At 66.8% G+C, this 18,014-nt stretch carries 11 protein-coding genes; 10 read left to right on the top strand and 1 reads right to left on the bottom strand.

The genetic code is table 11. The annotated features are described in order from the left end of the window. Nucleotides 1-254 precede the first annotated feature (254 nt). The 3 genes from AB0H88_RS14615 to AB0H88_RS14605 are packed head-to-tail and all read left to right on the top strand — an operon-like array spanning nt 255 to nt 5,465. Nucleotides 255-1,337 carry a hypothetical protein gene (locus tag AB0H88_RS14615; RefSeq protein WP_357644365.1) on the top strand — a complete coding sequence of 361 codons (1,083 nt, stop codon included), beginning with the start codon at nt 255-257 and terminating at the stop codon, nt 1,335-1,337. A gap of 16 nt (nt 1,338-1,353) precedes the next feature. Beyond that, entirely contained in the window at nt 1,354-4,281 is a 2,928-nt protein-coding gene (locus AB0H88_RS14610; RefSeq protein ID WP_357644363.1) for an AAA domain-containing protein, read from the top strand. Further along, nucleotides 4,278-5,465 (top strand): hypothetical protein, encoded by a 1,188-nt coding sequence (locus AB0H88_RS14605; RefSeq protein WP_357644361.1) that lies wholly within the window; start codon nt 4,278-4,280, stop codon nt 5,463-5,465. Before AB0H88_RS14610 ends, AB0H88_RS14605 begins: the two co-directional genes overlap by 4 nt. A gap of 143 nt (nt 5,466-5,608) precedes the next feature. Here the strand turns inward: AB0H88_RS14605 and AB0H88_RS14600 are convergent, their stop codons facing one another. Next, nucleotides 5,609-5,800, bottom strand: coding sequence for a hypothetical protein (locus tag AB0H88_RS14600; RefSeq protein ID WP_357644359.1), 192 nt, complete (start codon nt 5,798-5,800; stop codon nt 5,609-5,611). 728 nt (nt 5,801-6,528) lie between these two features. On the opposite strand from AB0H88_RS14600, the gene AB0H88_RS14595 reads away from it, so the two are divergent. The 7 genes from AB0H88_RS14595 to AB0H88_RS14565 all read left to right on the top strand — a co-directional run bounded on the left by AB0H88_RS14595 (nt 6,529) and on the right by AB0H88_RS14565 (nt 17,956). Next, nucleotides 6,529-8,061: a hypothetical protein gene (locus AB0H88_RS14595; RefSeq protein ID WP_357644357.1), complete on the top strand. Its 1,533-nt coding sequence runs from the start codon at nt 6,529-6,531 to the stop codon at nt 8,059-8,061. Next, the gene (locus tag AB0H88_RS14590) at nt 8,058-8,789 is read left to right on the top strand and encodes a hypothetical protein (RefSeq protein ID WP_357644355.1); all 732 of its coding nucleotides are present in this window, start codon (nt 8,058-8,060) and stop codon (nt 8,787-8,789) included. The genes AB0H88_RS14595 and AB0H88_RS14590 overlap by 4 nt, the downstream gene beginning before the upstream one ends. Further along, nucleotides 8,786-13,201 (top strand): hypothetical protein, encoded by a 4,416-nt coding sequence (locus AB0H88_RS14585; RefSeq protein ID WP_357644353.1) that lies wholly within the window; start codon nt 8,786-8,788, stop codon nt 13,199-13,201. Before AB0H88_RS14590 ends, AB0H88_RS14585 begins: the two co-directional genes overlap by 4 nt. Continuing rightward, nucleotides 13,198-14,250: a hypothetical protein gene (locus tag AB0H88_RS14580; protein ID WP_357644351.1), complete on the top strand. Its 1,053-nt coding sequence runs from the start codon at nt 13,198-13,200 to the stop codon at nt 14,248-14,250. Before AB0H88_RS14585 ends, AB0H88_RS14580 begins: the two co-directional genes overlap by 4 nt. A gap of 186 nt (nt 14,251-14,436) precedes the next feature. After that, nucleotides 14,437-14,787: a tyrosine-type recombinase/integrase gene (locus AB0H88_RS14575; protein WP_357644349.1), complete on the top strand. Its 351-nt coding sequence runs from the start codon at nt 14,437-14,439 to the stop codon at nt 14,785-14,787. Between the two features lie 401 nt (nt 14,788-15,188). After that, entirely contained in the window at nt 15,189-16,055 is an 867-nt protein-coding gene (locus AB0H88_RS14570; protein WP_357644347.1) for a hypothetical protein, read from the top strand. Continuing rightward, the gene (locus tag AB0H88_RS14565; protein ID WP_357644345.1) at nt 16,052-17,956 is read left to right on the top strand and encodes a hypothetical protein; all 1,905 of its coding nucleotides are present in this window, start codon (nt 16,052-16,054) and stop codon (nt 17,954-17,956) included. The genes AB0H88_RS14570 and AB0H88_RS14565 overlap by 4 nt, the downstream gene beginning before the upstream one ends. Nucleotides 17,957-18,014: the final 58 nt, after the last annotated feature.

Genomic DNA, 18,014 nt, shown 5'->3' with positions numbered 1-18,014 from the left:
CATCGGAGTCACCACTTCTCGACCACCGATCGGATTCCTACCCGCAGCACACACACAACTGACACTCGACTGACTTCGCGCTGCAGGTACGCGGTCTTGACGGTCAGCGGCAGCGTGTCCGTCATGGGAATTACGCCGTTCCAGATCGCACGCCTTAGATCATGACGGCTTGCCGATGGCAAGCAACTGACGCAGCGCGACGGACTTCTGCGGGACAGCCGTCGTCTGGGAGCAGCAGTCGCTACCATCTTCGGGTGGCGCAAGCTCAGCGCAAGCACATCCCCAACGAGATCCGGCGCGCGCTCTTCGACGCGACCGACAGACGATGCACGATATGCCGCAGCCCCCTAGACATCGAGGGCGGCACCCACCACATCGGCGAGATGGGCCACATCGCGCCGCACTCCCCGGACGGGCCTCGCAGGGAGGCGGTCAGGCCGGCGGAGGTCGATGGCCTCGGCAACCTCATGTTGCTGTGCCCGAGCTGCCATCGAACCATCGACAAAGAGCCGGGCCTGTGGCCGGATGAGCATCTGCGCGCCATCAAGGCCGAGCATGAGGGGTGGGTGGTCGTCGAACGGGCCCGACCGGAGCCCAACAAGCCACTCGACGAAGAGCCGACGGGCCTCGGCGAGATCGTAGAGATCGGGGACGTCGCCTACCGGATCACGAGCGATCTCGAGGAGGAGAGGTCCGCGGACGGCACAGCGATCGTGTCCCGGGCGTTCGCATTCGCGCCAGACGGCCGTCACGTCTGGATCCGCAGGATCGCCACCAGATGGCCCGGTTCTGAGGCCCTGGAACGCCGCGTCGCCCTGGCCACCGAGGCCGGCCTGCTCACCGAAGCACTCCCCGGCCTGCCGCCGCCCGTCGCGGCATCCATGACGGCGAAGACTGCGATGCTGGTCACCGCTGTTCCCTCGTTCACCACCCTGGCCAGCTTCTACGGCGGCCGGGGCCGCGAGGCCGAGGCCGTACGTGTCCTGGCCGCTGGAGCCGCCGGGCTCTGCGAAGGGCTGGCCTCCCTGCATGCCAGAGGCCTCGCCCATGGTGCCCTCCACCGTGATTCGATCATGACTGACCGGGACGGAGCGCTCTTCCTGCGCGACGCTGGCCATGCGTTCCTGCGTCCCACCGAGCCCGCCGAGGACGTCCGCCGGCTGGCCGAGCTGATCCACGTGACGGTAACCGGGCGCTCACCTGTACCGCTCGTCTCGGCCGCAGTCCTGAACCCCGCCGTCCCGGAGCGCTTCGCCCGCGCCCTCAACCGCGCGCTCTCACCCGATCCGGCTGAGCGCGGCGACATCGCGGAGCTCGGCGCGGGACTGCGCATCTGAGGCGAAGGAGCAGATCGTGGAGAGAAGGGTCGTCGACCTCGGTCCCGAGGTCGGTCTGCTCTGGTCCAAGAACTTTCCCGGCAAGCTGGTCGGACAGCGCGAACGCCATCCGCTCCTACCAGGGCTGGAAGGGATCTGCCACGACCTGTGGGCGGCCGGGCCGCAGAATCTGATCCCCGCTCGCCTGGAACGCGGCCGCGAGGGCCGGGACGACTTCCTCAAAATCTACATCGACGGCCGATACGCGCTCATGCTCTTCCCCACCCAGAACTTGCGCGGCTACCGGATCGGCTGGATCCATCCGATGCACTTCAGCGACCACGACCAGATCGTGCGGGGCGGCCTGCTGCTGCGCGCCGGGCGATGGCGGGTCTTCGACCACCCCTACCAGCTGCATCACTCCTCCGGCTGGCCAGCCATCCAGACCGCCTGGGCCACCGGCGTCACCGCGCCGCCCGATCAAGAGCCCACGGTACGGGCCTCCCACACCGCCTATCTCGACCGGCTCGCCACTCTGGTGGATCAGGGACGGCGGATCGAATCTTCGGCGGGTGACGCCAGCCGGCTCGTCCCGTACCACCGCGTCACCCCGGTGGCCGCGACCCGCCGCTCCGCACGGTCGGTGCACGCCTTCCAGCTCCTCGACGCCAACCGGCTGACCGCCGGCACCCGCGTGCACATCGACGGCGAGCCCGACCTGCGCGGCCGGATCGAGCGGATCGACGAGGGCGTGGCAACAGTGCGGTTCGAACGGCCCGTGGACTTCGGCCGGATCCCCGAGAGCGGCGCCTTTGCCGAATCGCCCAACCTGATCGCCTACGACAAGAAGCGCGCGGCCATCGAGATCCTGCGGGAGGGACGCGCCCGCAATCCGCTGCTGCTGACCGCGCTGGTCGACCGCCGCTTCCAGCCCTTCGCCCCCGCCCTCGGGCGCCGTCCCCGCGAGCATCTGGACGCCAGCCAGCTCAGCGCCTTTTACAAGGCGCTGACCGTTCCCGACCTCGCCCTCATCCAGGGACCGCCCGGAACCGGCAAGACGCACACCATCCGCCAGGTCGTCCTGGCCTGCGCCGAGGAGCAGCGCAAGGTCCTCATCTCCTCCTACACCAACCGAGCGGTCGACAACGTGCTCCAGGACCTGCCGGAGGACCTGCTGGTCCTGCGGATCGGCCGGGAGGACGGCGTCACACCGGGCTGCGAGCACCTGATGCTGGAGGCGCGGGCGGTCGAGCTCCAGCAGCGTATCGCCGAGCGGACGGAGCCCGTCCTCGCCCGCTACGACGCCGCGGCTTCGGATGGCCCGGCGGACGCCCTGTTCCGGCAGCTCACCGAGGATCTGCGGCGTCTGGAGGAGGCCGGTGCGGACGTCCGGCGGAGCGCCGCCGCGCTGGCCGAGCGGGAAGATACCGTGACCGCCGATCTTCGACGGCGGACGAATGGCCTGGACGACGAGGGGCGCCGCCACGAGGAGCTGCTCGCCGGGCACGTCCAGGCCCTCGACCGGCTCGACCGCGCGCTGGGCAGGGCGCGGCGGGCCGCGGACCTCCCGCTGGTCGGCCGGTTCTTCCTGCGGCGGCTCACCCGCCTCCAAGGGGAGCGGTCCGCGACGGCCGCCGAGTCCGAGGGCATCCGCCGGATGCTGGCCGCGATCGCGCAGGACCGGGCACGATTGGCGGCCGAGCTCAACCAGGTTCGCGCCACGCATCCCGACCTCGTGGCCGCCCGCCAGGCTCACGAGCGTGACCTGGCCGGACAACGAGCCCGCGCCGAACGGGCCGCGCAGGTCGCCACGTCCCTGCGCGAATTACTCGACGGCGAGACGCCCGAGATCAGCCCGGATCCGGCGAGGCTGGCCGCGTTCCTGCCCGCCGCGGGCTCGGCACTCGGGCTAATGCGCAGGCGGCTCGATCTCCTGACGTCCTGGCGCGGACAACTCGAGCGGCGCACCGAGCAGTTGTACGGCGAGCTCGTCAGATACGCCGACGTGATCGGCGCGACCTGTATCGGCACCGCGACGAGCGAGCATCTCGACGACATCGACTTCGACGTGGCCATCGTCGACGAGGCGGGCCAGATCAGCACGGCCGACTTGCTCGTCCCGCTGGTCCGGGCACGCAGGGCGGTCCTCGTCGGCGACCACGTCCAGCTGCCGCCGCTGCCGGATCAGCGGCTCGTCGCCTGGGCCGAGGCGGAGCATCCCGGGGAGCCGGAGCTGGCCCGGCTCATCACCGACAGCGCCTTCGAGCTACTGTTCCCCTCGACACCCCCGGAGAACAAAGAGCTGTTGCGCTTCCAGCGCCGGATGCCCGAGAGCCTGGCCCGCTTCATCTCCCGCCACTTCTACGGCGGTCTCCTGGAGACCGACGTGAGACGGGTCCACCACGACGACCTGTTCGCCGCTCCCGTGGCGTTCATCAACACCGCGGAGCTCCCGGAGCGCTCGCGGCGCGACCGCAAACCCCGCGCGGACGAGCCCTGGCCCAAGGACAGCCGGCTGAACGAGTGCGAGGCCAGGCTGCTGACGCTCCTGGCAGCCCACTACCACGCGCAGTCCGATGACTGGGCGGTCATTCTCCCGTACTCGGCTCAGATCGGCTTGGTCACCTCCCTGCTCGCCCGGCGCATCGGCGACGAGAGCGTCGTCGCCCGCCGGGTGGCGACCGTCGACTCGTTCCAGGGCGGCCAGCACGACACGATCCTCTTCGGGTTCACGGTCAGCAACCCGTACCGCAACGTCGGCTTCCTCCGCGAGGTACGCCGCTCCAACGTGGCCTTCTCCCGTGCCAAGCAGCGGCTGATCCTCGTCGGTGATCTCACCACGCTCCTCAACGCCACCGACCCCGGCTTCCGCGACCTCGCACAGGCGCTGCACGACAACGTGCGAACCGCGGGGGACCTGCGCGGCGCCCGGGAGATCATGCGACGCCTCGGGGAGAGCCTATGAGCAGTACGTCGGCCGACACGATCCTGTACCCCCAGACCCGGGCCCTGGAGCACGCCGCCGACCTGCCCGGTATCCGGCCAGTACGGATCCACGCGCTCGCCTTCCCCCTGTACGCCGCGGAGCTTCAAGCGTTCATCGAGGAACGCGGCCCGTTCGACCTCCTCGATCGGTACGTCGGCCTCGCCATCGCCGAGGGCGGGTTCACCAGCCTCCAGGACATCGCCGTGTTCCTGGGCGTCTCCGAGCACATGGTCGACCGGGTGCTGCGATTCCTGGGCGGTATCGGCCACCTGCAGGGCAGCGCCGACGCCCTCTCCCTCACCGAGCGCGGCCTGCGGTCGGTCCGCGACGACCGCCGCTACACCGAGAAGCAGGAGCGGCTGCGCCTGTACTTCGACGGCGTGCGATGCGAGCCACTGCGTACCGCCCACTACGCCCGCGGCGTCCAGATCCTCGACCGGGACGCCGCATACGCCCAGCGGGCCTTCCGCCTCCTCCCCGAGGCGCGCGGCTTCCGTCCGGGCGCCGTCGGGGAGTTGGCCCGGCGTCCCGACCGGGGCGAGTACGACCTGCCGGACGAGCTCCTCAAACTCGAGGTGCTGGAGGTGGGCCGGGCATTCCTGCCCTGCTACGCCATCAGAGCGCACGACGGCCAGCGGCTCACGACGCTCGTCTACTCCGGCGTCGCTGAGCTGCGGGACCATCACTTGGAGGACATCCTCAACTCCTGGCCGACAGCCACGCACGTGATGGAGAGCGCCGACTCCGAGCAGCCGCGCGACCATTTCGCGGAGTGGATGCGCGAACGAGGGATCGCCGCGCAGGCACTCGCCTGGGTCGACCACTACAGCTTCCGGCTCGCCCTGCCGCCTTCCCGCTACTTGGGCCGCACGGTCGGGGCGCGGGAGAAGGGCACGTTCTCCCTGATGATGCTCGGCTCGTACGTGGCCCCACGCAGCCACGTCCTCCAGCTGTGGTGCGACGACGTCCCTACTCGCACCAAGGCCGTCCTCAACCGAGCCTTGGCCTACGCCACGGCGACCCGCCGCACCGTGCCAGAAGTGACGGCATTCCTCGAACGCGTCTGCCGCCAGCTCGAACCGGACGCCCACGTCACCATCGATGACCTGCAAAGGCACGCCCGTGAGGCCGGATACGGCACTCTCGACCTCGGCGAAGGGTGAAGATCCTTCCGTGTCTCTCAGGTATGCCCTTCTCTACTGCCGTCCTGGATCCATCAGATCCAGCGCCTCGGCCGGACTGCATAAGGTGGAGCAGCACCGAATCAAACGTGCTGGACAAGCACTCTCCGCAGCCTGCTGCCGCACTACGGGGCCTGCACCGAGGTGAGCTGGCCGGTCTGCGTTGGACGGACGTCGACCTGCACGCCGCGGAACTGACGGTGACGCAGCAGCGGGTGCACGCCAATGCTCAGGTCGTAGTCGGCCCGCCGAAAAGCGCCGCCAGTTGCCGGGCGGTAGCTCTGGACGCGGAGACCGTACGGGTGCTGATACGGCACCGCGAGCGGCAAGATGAGCTGAGCGCGACGGCGGGAACACGCTGGCAGACTCGGGATACGTGTTCACCACCATGGGGGTGCGCCACTGCGGGCTGAGGCGTCGGTCGCTCTGGTGCCTCGGGCGGTGGGGGCGTCCGAGACTGGCGGTCTCCCTCCGGTCTCCCCTATCCGGCCGGGTGGCCCATCGGATTCCAGGTCCGCGCGGAGCCGCAGGTCAAAGCCTCGTTGATGGCGCGCCCTGCAGGATTCGAACCTGCAACCGTCGGATTAGAAGCAAGATCCTTTAGTGCCACACCGTGCCGTTCGATGGCGACTCGGGCCGCTTCCGCGCACATTGCATGCCCGGCAGTGCCGGGTCCTGACGACGCGTGTCGGGGCGTACGAGCACGCACCGAGCACGCCCGCGACATCCTGCCGTCCACGGCGGGGCCATCATCTCCCCCATCTGGTCGGAAATTGCGAGAGACAGTCTCGACCGCAGCCTTCACCGACCACGCATATGCCGCTCGAACTGCATGAATGGAGCTTTCGGCCCGGTGGTCCGTCGAGTGGGCTGCATCTCTTTCATAGTCGAAACAGGACCACCCTTGAGGTAAGGCTCCCGCAACTCGCCACATGTAACCGTTGCTGGCTTTTCCGCGATCAAAAGATGTGACTTGTGATGCGGGCGCTACCCGGCCATCACATTGTTGCGGCGGGATGTCGGCACACCAAGGGGGTACGCCTCAGTGAGCGATCTCTCGACCGTGGGCGGGGCGGTGTTCGAGGAGTCGTTCGGGGATCGCGTGCGAGCGCTCCTGCGGGCCAGGCCGGTGGCCGACGCGGCGGACAACGCCGCACGGCAGATGTGGGGCGGATGCGAGTACGACGTCGTGACGTTCGCCTTGGCCGCCATCGATGCTGTGATCGCTAGGCAGGGATTCGATCACGAGGTCACCTACGACGAAGCGGTTGCGGGGCTGGCCGTGCTGGCCGCCGGTGCCCATCCGGAACGTTCCATCGATGAACACGGCGCGGTGGCGCGGTATGTGGTGGACGCGCTGCTCAACCGCAAGGAACGCGAGGCGCCGTTCAGCTATCAGGTCTCGATCTTCGGACGTGACAACGATGGCTCGGTCCGCCATCGAGTCGGGACGGCCGAGTTCCGGCTACTGACCGAGCATGAGGATCACCGCAGAGGCGTCAACGTCCTGCGTGCTTCGACCGACGCCATCAACGCCCTGGTGGGCGGGCTGGAGTTCGACGTCGAGGACGAGCAAGCTGCGATCGAGCTCATGCTCGCGCGGCAGCTCGAACGCGGAGCGTTCGGACAGGCGGAGAAGGCGGCCGAACGATCACTGCTCCTGTCCATCCGCTATGCCGATGAGCTGCGGACGCTGCTGGCGGACACGGTGCGGGACATTCGAACCGTGGTCCCCCAATGGGTCAGGGAGGTGCCGGAACAGTTGGAGCGCAACCGTACGCATCTGGAGGAACGTCTCGCGACAGAGTCCAGGTTGCTCGGCCACCTCCGAGGAGCCCTGGACGCTCCCGACACCGAACCGGAGGTCGCCAAGGCATCGGCGCGCATCGCGGAGCTGCTGGAGAGGTGCCGTCAACGGCACACCGAGCTCCACGGGAAGCTGCTCAACGCACGGACGATCTTTCTTGACGAGCAGGCCCGCCAGTCGTTCCGGCCGGTCGGCGGGTTACGGAACCCCGACATCATGGACGGCCTGTTCCTCCCACTGCTCGTCCTGCGCGCCGACGTGGCGGTGGAGCCTGCCGAGGCCTTCGCCGTCCTGGTCTCAGGCGGCCAGGCGCCGAGGGTCGTGCGCGTCGCCGACCTGGTCGATGACCTTCTCGCGCCACGACGCGCGCCTTCGCCGGAAGATCCGCCAGTTCCCGACGAGGAGCTCGGTGATCCCGATCCTCCCGCCATACCTCCGGAGGTGTTGGAGGCCGCCGCGCGCCTGGTGGACGAGGTCGGGCTGCCCGCTCGTCTGTCAGATCTCCTGCTCTCGGCCCGGGCGGCGGACCTGCCCGAAGAGGTCGAGCAGGTCATCGTTCTCGCCGCGCTGTGGAAGTACGCGCCCGAGACGGCGCAGGACGTGTCCACGGCGATGGACACGGCTGCCCGTGTCCTCGGCGCCGCGGCGGCGGTCGACGCCGATGGCGCGCGGATCGCCCTGCCCGGCTGGTCGGGCAATGATCTGATCGTCGCGCAGGACGAGGAGGCGCTCAGCCGGTGGGCGGCGGTGGCGGACCAGGAGGCCTCGTGACCCTCAGCCAGCGTGATCTCGCCGATGTGGGTGTACTCATCGGTTGCGCCCTGCGTCCGAAGATGCGGCCCGGCGCGGACTCTGACTATCGCACACTGCTGGGCCGCTACCGCGCCGACGTGGAGTTCCGCAACGCCGTGGACAGCGTCCTCGACGGATTCGACGCTCAGGTGCTGTCCGATTCGGATCTGGGACTCGTGCTCGGTGTGCGCCGCGAGTCGGTCTTCGCCTATCGCATCTCGGACCTGGCGAACGTCGGTGGTGTGACCGAACGGTTACTGGTGGGACTCGTCAGCGTCGCGATCGCCGCCTACGCGTTCCCGGCGCCGGCCGACTTCGACGACGACCGAGTTCGGTGGGTGTCGGTCGACGAGCTCGAACGCTTCCTCCGTGAGACGTGCGAACGGTTCAAGCGTGCGCCCGAGCAGGCACAGGGCTCGCTTGACGAGGCGTGGCGTACCTATGACCGTCTGTCGCCCGGCTACAAGGCGGACAGAGGAAAGGGCAAGGCGCGCCGGTCCCCCGCGTCCTCCACCTACTGGATAGCGCACGTGCTTACCTGGATGGTCGACCAGGCGCTCGCCCGATCGGCGCCCTCCCGCGGTCCCGAGGTCTTCCAACTGCTCGAACGCTTCCGGATCCAGGCCGCTGAACTCGCCGGCAACGCCGCATACGACGTATTGGCCGCCATCAGACGTGGCGACCACGACCGGAGGGTGGCACCGTGACCTATCAGCTGTCTCGTCTGCGGCTGGCGAACGTTGGCGACAGGGCTGCCCGGTTCACGGATCTCACGCTGGACGTGTCGTCAGGCGCAGACGGTTCGAGTGAGCCCGTTGACTCGATCCTCTGGCTGCGTAACGGAGGCGGCAAGTCGAGTCTGCTGTCGCTCTTCTTCGCCCTGCTCCTGCCCTTGCGGAAAGACTTCATGGGCAGGTCCGTCAAACGGTATCTGGAGGACTACGTCGCCTCCGGCGACACGAGCCACACGGTCGCTGAATGGGTCGCGCAATCCGACGACAGCTTGTTGCCCCCGCCGCGGCTCATCACCGGAGCCGTGTACGAATGGAGCGATCGCCGCAAACCCGTCGACCCCGATCGTGATCGTGAAAAGCTCAGAGGGTGGTACTACTCGTTCTTCGAGGTGCCTGGTGTGCTCGATCTCGATCGCCTTCCCGTTCACGATGAAACGGGCCGCACCCGGCCGATATCCGAGTTCGTTCGCCTGTTGCGGGAGGCTGCGGCGTCACGGCCGCAGCAGTTCTCGTTCGCGATCACCGATCAGCGCGGCCTGTGGACCGAAACACTCATCGCGCGAAATCTCGATCCGACCCTGTTCGGCTATCAGAAGGAGATGAACCACTCGGAGGGCGGGGTCGCCGAGCTGTTCAATTTCCCCTCCACGGACAAGTTCATCGACTTCCTGATCGATTTGACCGTGGACAGCACTCAGCCGGAGCTCGTCGCGGCCAATCTGCGGAAGGTCATCGACGTCCTTGGCCGGAAACCAGATCTGCTTGTGGATCGTGACTTCTGCGCTGAGATGTCCGGCAAACTTGACACGCTGGCCGAAAGACACGATCTCACAAAAGAAGCGGACCGAGAAGCAAGCGAGGCGAGGCAGGCGGCCGCGCTGCTGGCAGCCGCGTTCCAAAGCGCGGCTTCGGCGCAGGAAACCGACAGGGAATGGTTCTCCGGGGAGGCGAAGCGACTTCGCGGCGAGGCTCACAGGCTGGACAGCGAACGCGGCCGAGTCAACGACGTCGCGAATGAACTGCTCAGGATCGCGGCCACATATCGGCTCGCTGCCGTGACCAAGGCAGCCGATGAAGCGGAGTCGGCAGCCACCGCCACAAAGAATGACGACCTGGCCTGGGAAGCGGTCGGCCCCCTGGCCGAGCGGGCGGAGGCAGAGGATCAAGCGCGGTCGGTGCGCCGGCAGATGACCGAGGTGGAGCGAGAGACCGCTCCGCTGCGCAAGGCACGGGATGATGCCGCGGCCGTTCTAAAGGCCCGCTATGCCGCTCTTGCGGCTGACGAACGTACCGCCGAGGAGCAGAAAACCTCAGTGGCAGAGACCGCGAGGTCCAATGCCGCGACCGAAGAGGAGTGCGTGCGCGCCAACCGGGAACTCTCCGCCAAAGCGGAGGAACGCGCCGACAACCTCCGCCTGCAGATGGCAAGCATCGACGAAGCCATCGAAACCGCAACCAACCGAGGCGACCTTCCCGATCGAGAAGCGGGTCCCGCTGAGGTCCTCGGCGACTCGCGGGCAGCCAAGAACAAGGCGGACCAGCTGCTGGATGGGGTACGCGAGCGTCGCGCTAACCGGCCGGCGCTGCAAAAATCACTGAGTGAGCAACGGAGGTTCCTGGCGACCGAGCGGGCCGCCAGGAACGCCGAACGGGATCAACTCGTCGCCGACCACGAAAAGCTTTCCGCTCGCGTCGACGTGCTCGCCACCAACGCAAGGTTCGCCGAACTCATGGAGCTCGGCGAAGATGGGCGGCTCGATCTGTGGGCCGAAGCGGCCAATCTTCGAGCGGCGCTGACACATGCGGTCTCGACGGCCGAATCGGTCATCGTGGAAACCCGTGTCGATGCGGCCGACGACGATCGTGCGCTGGACGGGTTGCGCACCGACGCGTTCCTCCCGACCACACGTGATGCCCAGCGCGTTGCCGAGACGATCGCCAGCGAAGTGGCGGCGCGGCCGGGGTGGGAGCTGCTGCGTGACCTGGTGACCGAGCCCGCACGCGCCGGCGTGTTGCGGAACGCCATCGTTGCGGAATTCGCCGCGGGAGTGGTCGTCGCGGACGCCGACCTTGGCAACGCCCGCCTCGCCGTGGAAAAGCAGAGCTGCCGGTCGATCGCTCATGTCACCGTGTGCACCGCGACCCAGATGCAACAGGCGTTGAATGCGGCCGCCCCTGAATGGTCAGCGGTTCCCAGCGACCCGGCGTTGTACGATCCGGCCGCAGCGGAGCACGCGCGGGCAGAACGTGAACGGCGGCGCCATGAGCAGGAACAGCGGATCGCCGAACTTCACCAGCAGACGCAGGCGGACCGAACGCTGCTAGAGGTGCTGGAATCCCTGCTGCGCGACTGCCCAACCGGTTACCTGCACACCTTGGAGATCAGGGCCGAGGAATGCCGGCAGGCCATCGACATGATTGACGACACCGACGCGACACTTGGTTCTCAGATCGACGAACTTGAAGCCCATGACCTCACGGACGCGGCCACGGAGCAACGGCTGTCCGACAAGCTCAACCTTCTCGTCGGCACAATCGAGCGCCTGACAGCCCTTGTCGCCAAGGTCTCAACACTGCCGGAACTCGCGCGAGACATCGAACAACTGGACCGGGACCTCCGGGCGTACACGCGGGTCGCCGACGAAGCCACCACTCGCGCGAACGAGTGGCGCAAGACCGAGCGCGCCGCCGAGCGAGAAGCCGCCGAGCACAGATCCAACAAGGAACGATACGAACGCGAAGGCCGCGCGATCTCCATGCTCGACGCGGACCGCGAGGACGTCGCCACCCCGGTGGACGACCCTCTGTCCATGTTGACGAGCCGTTTCAACGATCTCGACACGCAATGGCATACGGTGGCGGCGCAATCCGTGCTCGCAGAACGGCTCGCAGGGCTCATCGAGCGTGGCGGACGCGCCGAACAGGCACTCGCGGGATATCCGGAGGCCATCCGCGAACGTGCGGCGTCGTTGCTCGAAACGGGCGATGGGCAGGACGTTGAACGGCGTGCCAGTGCGCGACGCCGATCCCGGGCGGAGGCCGACCAGGCCCAGCAGGGGCTGAGCCGTGCCATGCTCCAGCTCGAACAGGCGCGCAAAGAGGTCACTGAGCGGACACCGCGCGACAGGCTGCGGCACGCCCAGCTCGACGTCGAACCCGCAGGCGAAGCCGAGGCGCGGGAGCTCGCCGCGATACAGGCCGCGACTGCGACCGACATGAGTGGACAGGTGACCGCTCTGAACAGGGAGGCCGACGACGCGGGCTCAGCCGCGAGCGAGGCGGACACCTCGGCGCAGGTGCTCGCACAGCGCGCGCATCGTCTCACCGACGCTGCCGCGCCGACCGACGTGGTGGACGGAGTGGCAGCGTTCGACGGCGACGATGCACGAGCCGAGTCGGAGACACAGGCGGTACTCGGTCGCCTGGCCTCTACCACGGAGATCGTCACCGCAGCAAGGATCAGGACGAACGAAGCCATCGACGCTGTGCGCAGGCTGGCGTCGGAGAGCAGGTTCTCCGGAATCCCCGATGCGATCAGAGATCGATTCACCAGTGACGATCCCGTAACGCTCGGCGAGCGTGCCGCCGCCCGCGCCGAAGAGATGCGGGCGCGTCGCACCACCATAGACGGCCAGCTCGCCGACATCGGACGCGACCAGCGGCTCGTCGTGGTGGAGATCGCCGCACTGGTTCAGGACGTGCTCGCGAACCTGGAGTCCGCACACCGGCACTCGAAACTGCCGGGAACCCTGGGCGGATGGGCCGATCAGCACTTCCTCCGAATCCGGTTCGCCCGCCCCAGCAGCGAGGAGGACCTGCACGCACGAATTGACGCGGTCGTCGACCGGATCGTGGTCGAGAAATCGAAGCCCGAGGGTTTCGCCCTCCTCAAGCGATGTGTCCACGAAGCTGTGGCACCACGCGGGTTCACCGTCAAAGTACTCAAACCCAACAGCGATCTGGCGGTCGAACCGGTCGACGTGACCCGCCTCGGCAAATTCTCCGGCGGCGAGAAGCTGACCGTGTGCGTCGCGCTCTACTGCACACTCGCCCGGCTGCGCGCCGTCAACCGGGGCAGGGGCAGGGCAGCGCTCGGCGGCACCCTCGTGCTGGACAATCCGCTGGGCACCGCAAGCCACGTAGCGCTCCTGCGGCTACAGCGTGAGGTGGCGACCGCTCATGGCGTGCAACTCATCTACACCACCGGGGTGGAGGACCTCGGCGCCGTCGGCCAGTTCCCCAACGTGCTGCGAATGCGCAACGCGCCAGGAGCTCTCCGTACGCGGAGGTACGTCGTCCTGGAGGAACGCTTCGGATCCGCAGTGGAGGGCATCACCGGCGTCCGCCTGACACGTGATGAGACGACGGACGGCGCTGCGTCGTGAAGCTGAGCTCCCTGGCCCAACATCTCGCCGAACAGGTCGCGGCCTCGCCGCGACAGAAGATCGAGATCGAGACGCTGTACGACGCGGCGGTCGCATTCGATCGGCGCCTGGCGACGGCGCCGACCGCGCGTGCCGAGATCCGCGACGCGCTGAACGAGCTGGCCGTTGCCGAGTCGCTGATATTCCCGAGTACCTCCCGGTATTTCGACACGCGAGACGCACCTCCCATGCCGCTCTGGGTCCGCCGCCCTCCTCGCGAACGGGTAGTACGCGAGGCGAGGGCCGTACGGGTGTGGCCGCCCGCGCTCGAATCCGCCGGACGGATCGCAACCAGGCACGACGAGTTCAGCGTGCTCGAGACGGTGGCCGCCTTTCTTCGCGACGGAGGAGCGACGAGGCCGAGCGTGCCGATGAGAGAACGGTCCTTGGAACTGTTCGGCGATGAGAAACGGCTTGATGGGCTTGTGACGAGCCGGCTGTTCGCCTCAGGGGCGCTGACGCTCGAACTGCTGCGTTGTCACCCGGTGCCCATTCCGTTCGTCTCGCAATGGGTTCCGGGACGCCCCGACCCTCGTGGTACAGCACTGCTGATCGCGGAAAACCACCACACCTACACTTCGCTTCTGGAGGCCACGCGGCGGCACGCTGCCGCAGGTCCGGGACGGCATGTGGGCTATGGAACCGGTAACCAGTTCCCGTCGGCGGTGTTGTCGGTACCGCTGCTGTCCCCGAGACCCGACCGGATCGTCTACTTCGGCGACGTGGATCTGAAAGGGCTGCAGATCCCAGCAGCGGCGAGCGCCGTCGCCATCGCCGCTGGCCTTCCCGAGGTTGTGCCAGCACTTCCGCTCTACGAACTGCTCTTCGAGGCAGGCCTCGAACGGCCTGCCGTGCCCGTACCAGCGGATTCCGCTGCGCGCGTGTCGGCGTGGCTCGGCCCGCTCGCCGGACGAGCCAGGAAGGTGCTGATCAGTGGCATCCGGCTTCCGCAGGAAGCGGTTGGGTACGAGCTGCTGTCAACTAACCCGGACGTGATCGACAGGATTTAGGAGTGTCCTGAAGATCTTGGTGGTGGGTTGGTGTGAAGTGGCTCGTCCATCGTCGATGGAGTGGCGATGGAGGTGCGGGTACCGAATATTCATCTGTGCAATACATGGAGGTGATGCACTCTCTTGCGCTCCCGGCGCACACTCCGAGCGGCACGATGGCCGATCGTGTGTCGCTCGAATATTTAGTTGCATGGCGAGAGCGGTGGCACGCTGCGGGACTCAAGGTATGTATTCACCACGGCAGACGGGGCGCCGCTGCGGCCGGACCATCTCACCGGTCGGTTCCACCGACTGGTAGCGGCCTCTGGCCTGCCGCCGATCCGGCTGCATGACCTGCGGCGCGGCGCCGCGACGCTGGCACTGTCCGCGCACACCGATCTGAAGGTGGTAAAGGCGATGCTCGGGCACGCCAGCATCGTGCTCACCGCCGACACCTACGTCTCGGTGGTGCCTGCGGTGGCCCACGAGGCAGCACGGGAGACGGCCCGGCTGGTACTTTCCGCCGCGTCCGCCTTCGTGCATGAGCTCAGCGGCTGACTCACATCTGCCTCAGGCCGCCGTAGAGCGCGGCACGGGATGGAGGTTTCCGCTGGTGGGTAGGCGCGCCCTGCAGGATTCGAACCTGCGACCGTCGGATTAGAATCCGGGTACTGACGGCGCGTAACAGGGCGTACGAGCATGCACCGAGCACGGCCGATCCATCCGTTACGACAGACCAGCCACCACGTCCTGTTATTGAGCCACCACGATTGGATCCGTACCCGGATGCGCTGAACGACCAGCGGTTCGGCGTCGACCTGGCACATACGCGGCAACCCTCGGAATTTGTCGGTGGCGCGGCCTACGCTCTTCATGTTCAAGCAACTCCCCACGGCCCGAGGCGGGTGGTCTGATTGTCTGTAGGTGCGGTCTCTCCGGAGGCGACGGGCGGAGCAGGTGTGATCTTCGAGTACCGGCTCGCGGCCATGTTGTTCAGCCGGATGCTGCGTCGAGCGCACGTCCCAGTCGGCATTCAACAACCGATCGAGCGCGTCGCGTTGCAGCAGAGGATCGTCGGGAGCGCTTTCGACGACATCGTCCTGCAAACAGGCGATGCGCTTCAGGGCCCCTCCATCGAGATCCAGGTCAAGAAGCGCCTCGCGGTCAGCGGCAGTAACACCGAGTTCGTCAAGGTCATGGAGAGTGCCCTCACGGTTTGCCGTTCTCGCGAGAAAGATTTGACGAAAGGAGCTCTCCTTCTTGGGCTGGCCGTCGGGGACCCAGCAACTGACCTCGAAGCGCTAAGCGAGCTGACTGCGATGGCACGTGCTCATCCGGACGCCACGTCCCTGGGCCGTCTGCTCAGCGAGGGCGTAACTCGCAGCAGCCTACGCTCCCGTCACAGGCACGTCGTGACAGCGGTCGCAACCGCGGCAACGACCACCGACATAACCAAAGCCGAGACCTTGACTCATCAGATTCTCTCCGCGCTGCACGTCTGGCACGTGCAGATCGCCCCTGATGGCCGCGACTGGCGTGCGGAGCTGGATCAAGTCTCAGACCTAGCATCAAGTGCGGGCCAGTCGGCAGACAGCGTCATGGGTCGCCTGTACGATCTCGCCCAGGAGGCTGGCCCAAAGGCGGGCAGCCTAGACATCCACATGGTCTGCGCTGCGCTGCTGCGGAGATTCGGTCTCGACCTTTCGACGACCATCCGCGACCTCGCCTCCTCCAGGTCGAAAATGATCAACATAATCAACACCGGTTCTGGAACGTTCTTTTCCGCAGAAAGCCAGGTTTTCAACGGGCTACGGATCGGCCGATGACGACGCTGGCGGTCGCTGTCAACGGTTCGGCCGTAGCGTTTGTGGCCGAGACGCAGACCTTCAACTATGGTGACGACCTTGTCGAGGTCCGTCCGATAACGCCCGAGGAGTTCCTGGTCTGCGATGAAAGCCGCTTCGTCGCTCCAGAAGGCGAGGAGTGGATCCGATGTGACCGCGTGCTCCGTGAGCACAAGGTCCTGGTCCTACGCGGTGACGCAGGAACGGGACGCCACACCGCCGCCCTGCGGCAACTGCTGAACCATGTGAAGCCAGAGCGAATCCACGAGCTCGAGCCCACGTGGACGCAGCCACAACGCCGATTTCTTCCTCCGGCCGTAGCGGGTCACGGCTACATCATCGACCTCTCAGATACGGCCAAAGAGCCGTCGGAGGACTTCGGCAAAGCTCTGCTCTCCTGGCCGAAGGAGGGTCAGGCTCTTCTCGTCGTTCTGGTGACTGGAGATATCTGGGCCGGGCAATGGACTCATCAGCTCAGGGACCAACTCGTCTCACTACCCTCTCCCAACGCCCGCCGCCTCGTTGCCCGACAACTCAACGCCCGCGGCGCAAGCAATCGCACCTTCCTGCTCAGCCATGAGGCCCTCGCGCCCATCTGGACTTCCTCCCCTCGAGCCGAGGATGCCTCACGGCTGGCCGAAATCATCAGAAAATCCTCCAGCCTCAACGTCGGAGACATCGCCGCCGAATACGGCGGGTGGGAAGCCTGGCTGGACAAGAAGTTCCCAGCGCAGCTTGGAAGCCGAACGCTCCTATGGTCCGCGGCGCTGTGTGACGGCGGACGCAGGCTGTCGATTCTCCAGATGTCCGAGGCCCTTCGCCGCAAGCTCGGTGAGGACCGAGGCCCAGCGGCCGTCCTGGCCGACGCCCCGGCGTCGAAACGGCTGGACGATGCGCACATCAAAAGGGTCGGCGACCGAGTCCAGTTGGCCCCCGAGTGCCACGGACTGCCTGCGGCGGCGCGCCGGCATCTATGGGACGAATGTCAGCTCCACCGTGACCTGCTAACTGATTGGGCCGTAAACCAGGCCGCCAATCTGCCGGCCGACGACGCCGAAAAAGTCGTCGAGGCACTACTGGAGCTGACGCTTCACTTCCGAGACAAGGCAATCATTAACAAGCTTCGAGATGCCCTCCTCACGAAGCGGCGATCAACTCTCGCCCAGGCTCTGTCCAAGGCAGCGATCGATTCACGATTCGGTCCATACATCCGCGGACGTCTCTACAACTGGCTCGCGAACAGTCCCTCGCAGGAGCGCGTCGACCTGGTCGCGGAGGTGTGCGGCGGCGCCTTCGGTAGGCAAGCCCCGGAAAGGGCACTGGTCCGTCTCCACCTTGCCGCCCTAAAGACCACGAATGCCCTCAGTATCCCCCTTGCGGCCGCCTTCACATCCTTGGCTATATCCCACCGCCAAACCGTTCTACAGACCCTGTTCAAATGGCTGGACACCCCTGAATCCGAGCGAGCCGGCATCGTGGCCTTTCTAGGACTTGCGTCCACACACAAAGGCATGGTCCTGCTCTGTGGTTCCCACCTACAAGAGTTGTCGCGCCCCGAAGACCAGGAAGCCTTCTCCTTCACCATCCGGCAGGGCCTCGCCCGCCCGGAGACGCAGGAGGCGACCTACAAGATCATGACCGGCTGGAAGTCCATGGTGGAACGCGACCAGCTCCCAGAAAGCCTCGTCATCGAGATCCTCGCGAGCTCCCTGGCCCCCTCGATAAAGGACAATGTCATAACACGCCTCATGATGCCCGACGAAGTCCTGGACATGAACACCTTCTGGGGCAAGGTCCTGCTCCGAGCAGCCCAGCAGCTCCCGCAGACGCCTGAACCCATGTCCAGCCCTTCACTAGTGATCCACCGCTCGGAGAGCTTTTAAACCGCACGCCTCCCCTCACAGGCAACGCAGGTAGCCTGCGAGATTGCAACAACGAGTA

This window comes from Nonomuraea sp. NPDC050680, from assembly GCF_040654555.1.
GTDB lineage: Bacteria > Actinomycetota > Actinomycetes > Streptosporangiales > Streptosporangiaceae > Nonomuraea.
Note: the sequence above shows the minus strand (reverse complement) of the source record. Positions and strands in the feature narration are given on the sequence as shown.

Bases quoted from the DNA above. Each gene is read 5' to 3' on its own strand.
- AB0H88_RS14565 (WP_357644345.1), top strand. From the start codon at position 16,052: ATGACGACGCTGGCGGTCGCTGTCAACGGTTCGGCCGTAGCGTTTGTG.
- AB0H88_RS14605 (WP_357644361.1), top strand. From the start codon at position 4,278: ATGAGCAGTACGTCGGCCGACACGATCCTGTACCCCCAGACCCGGGCC.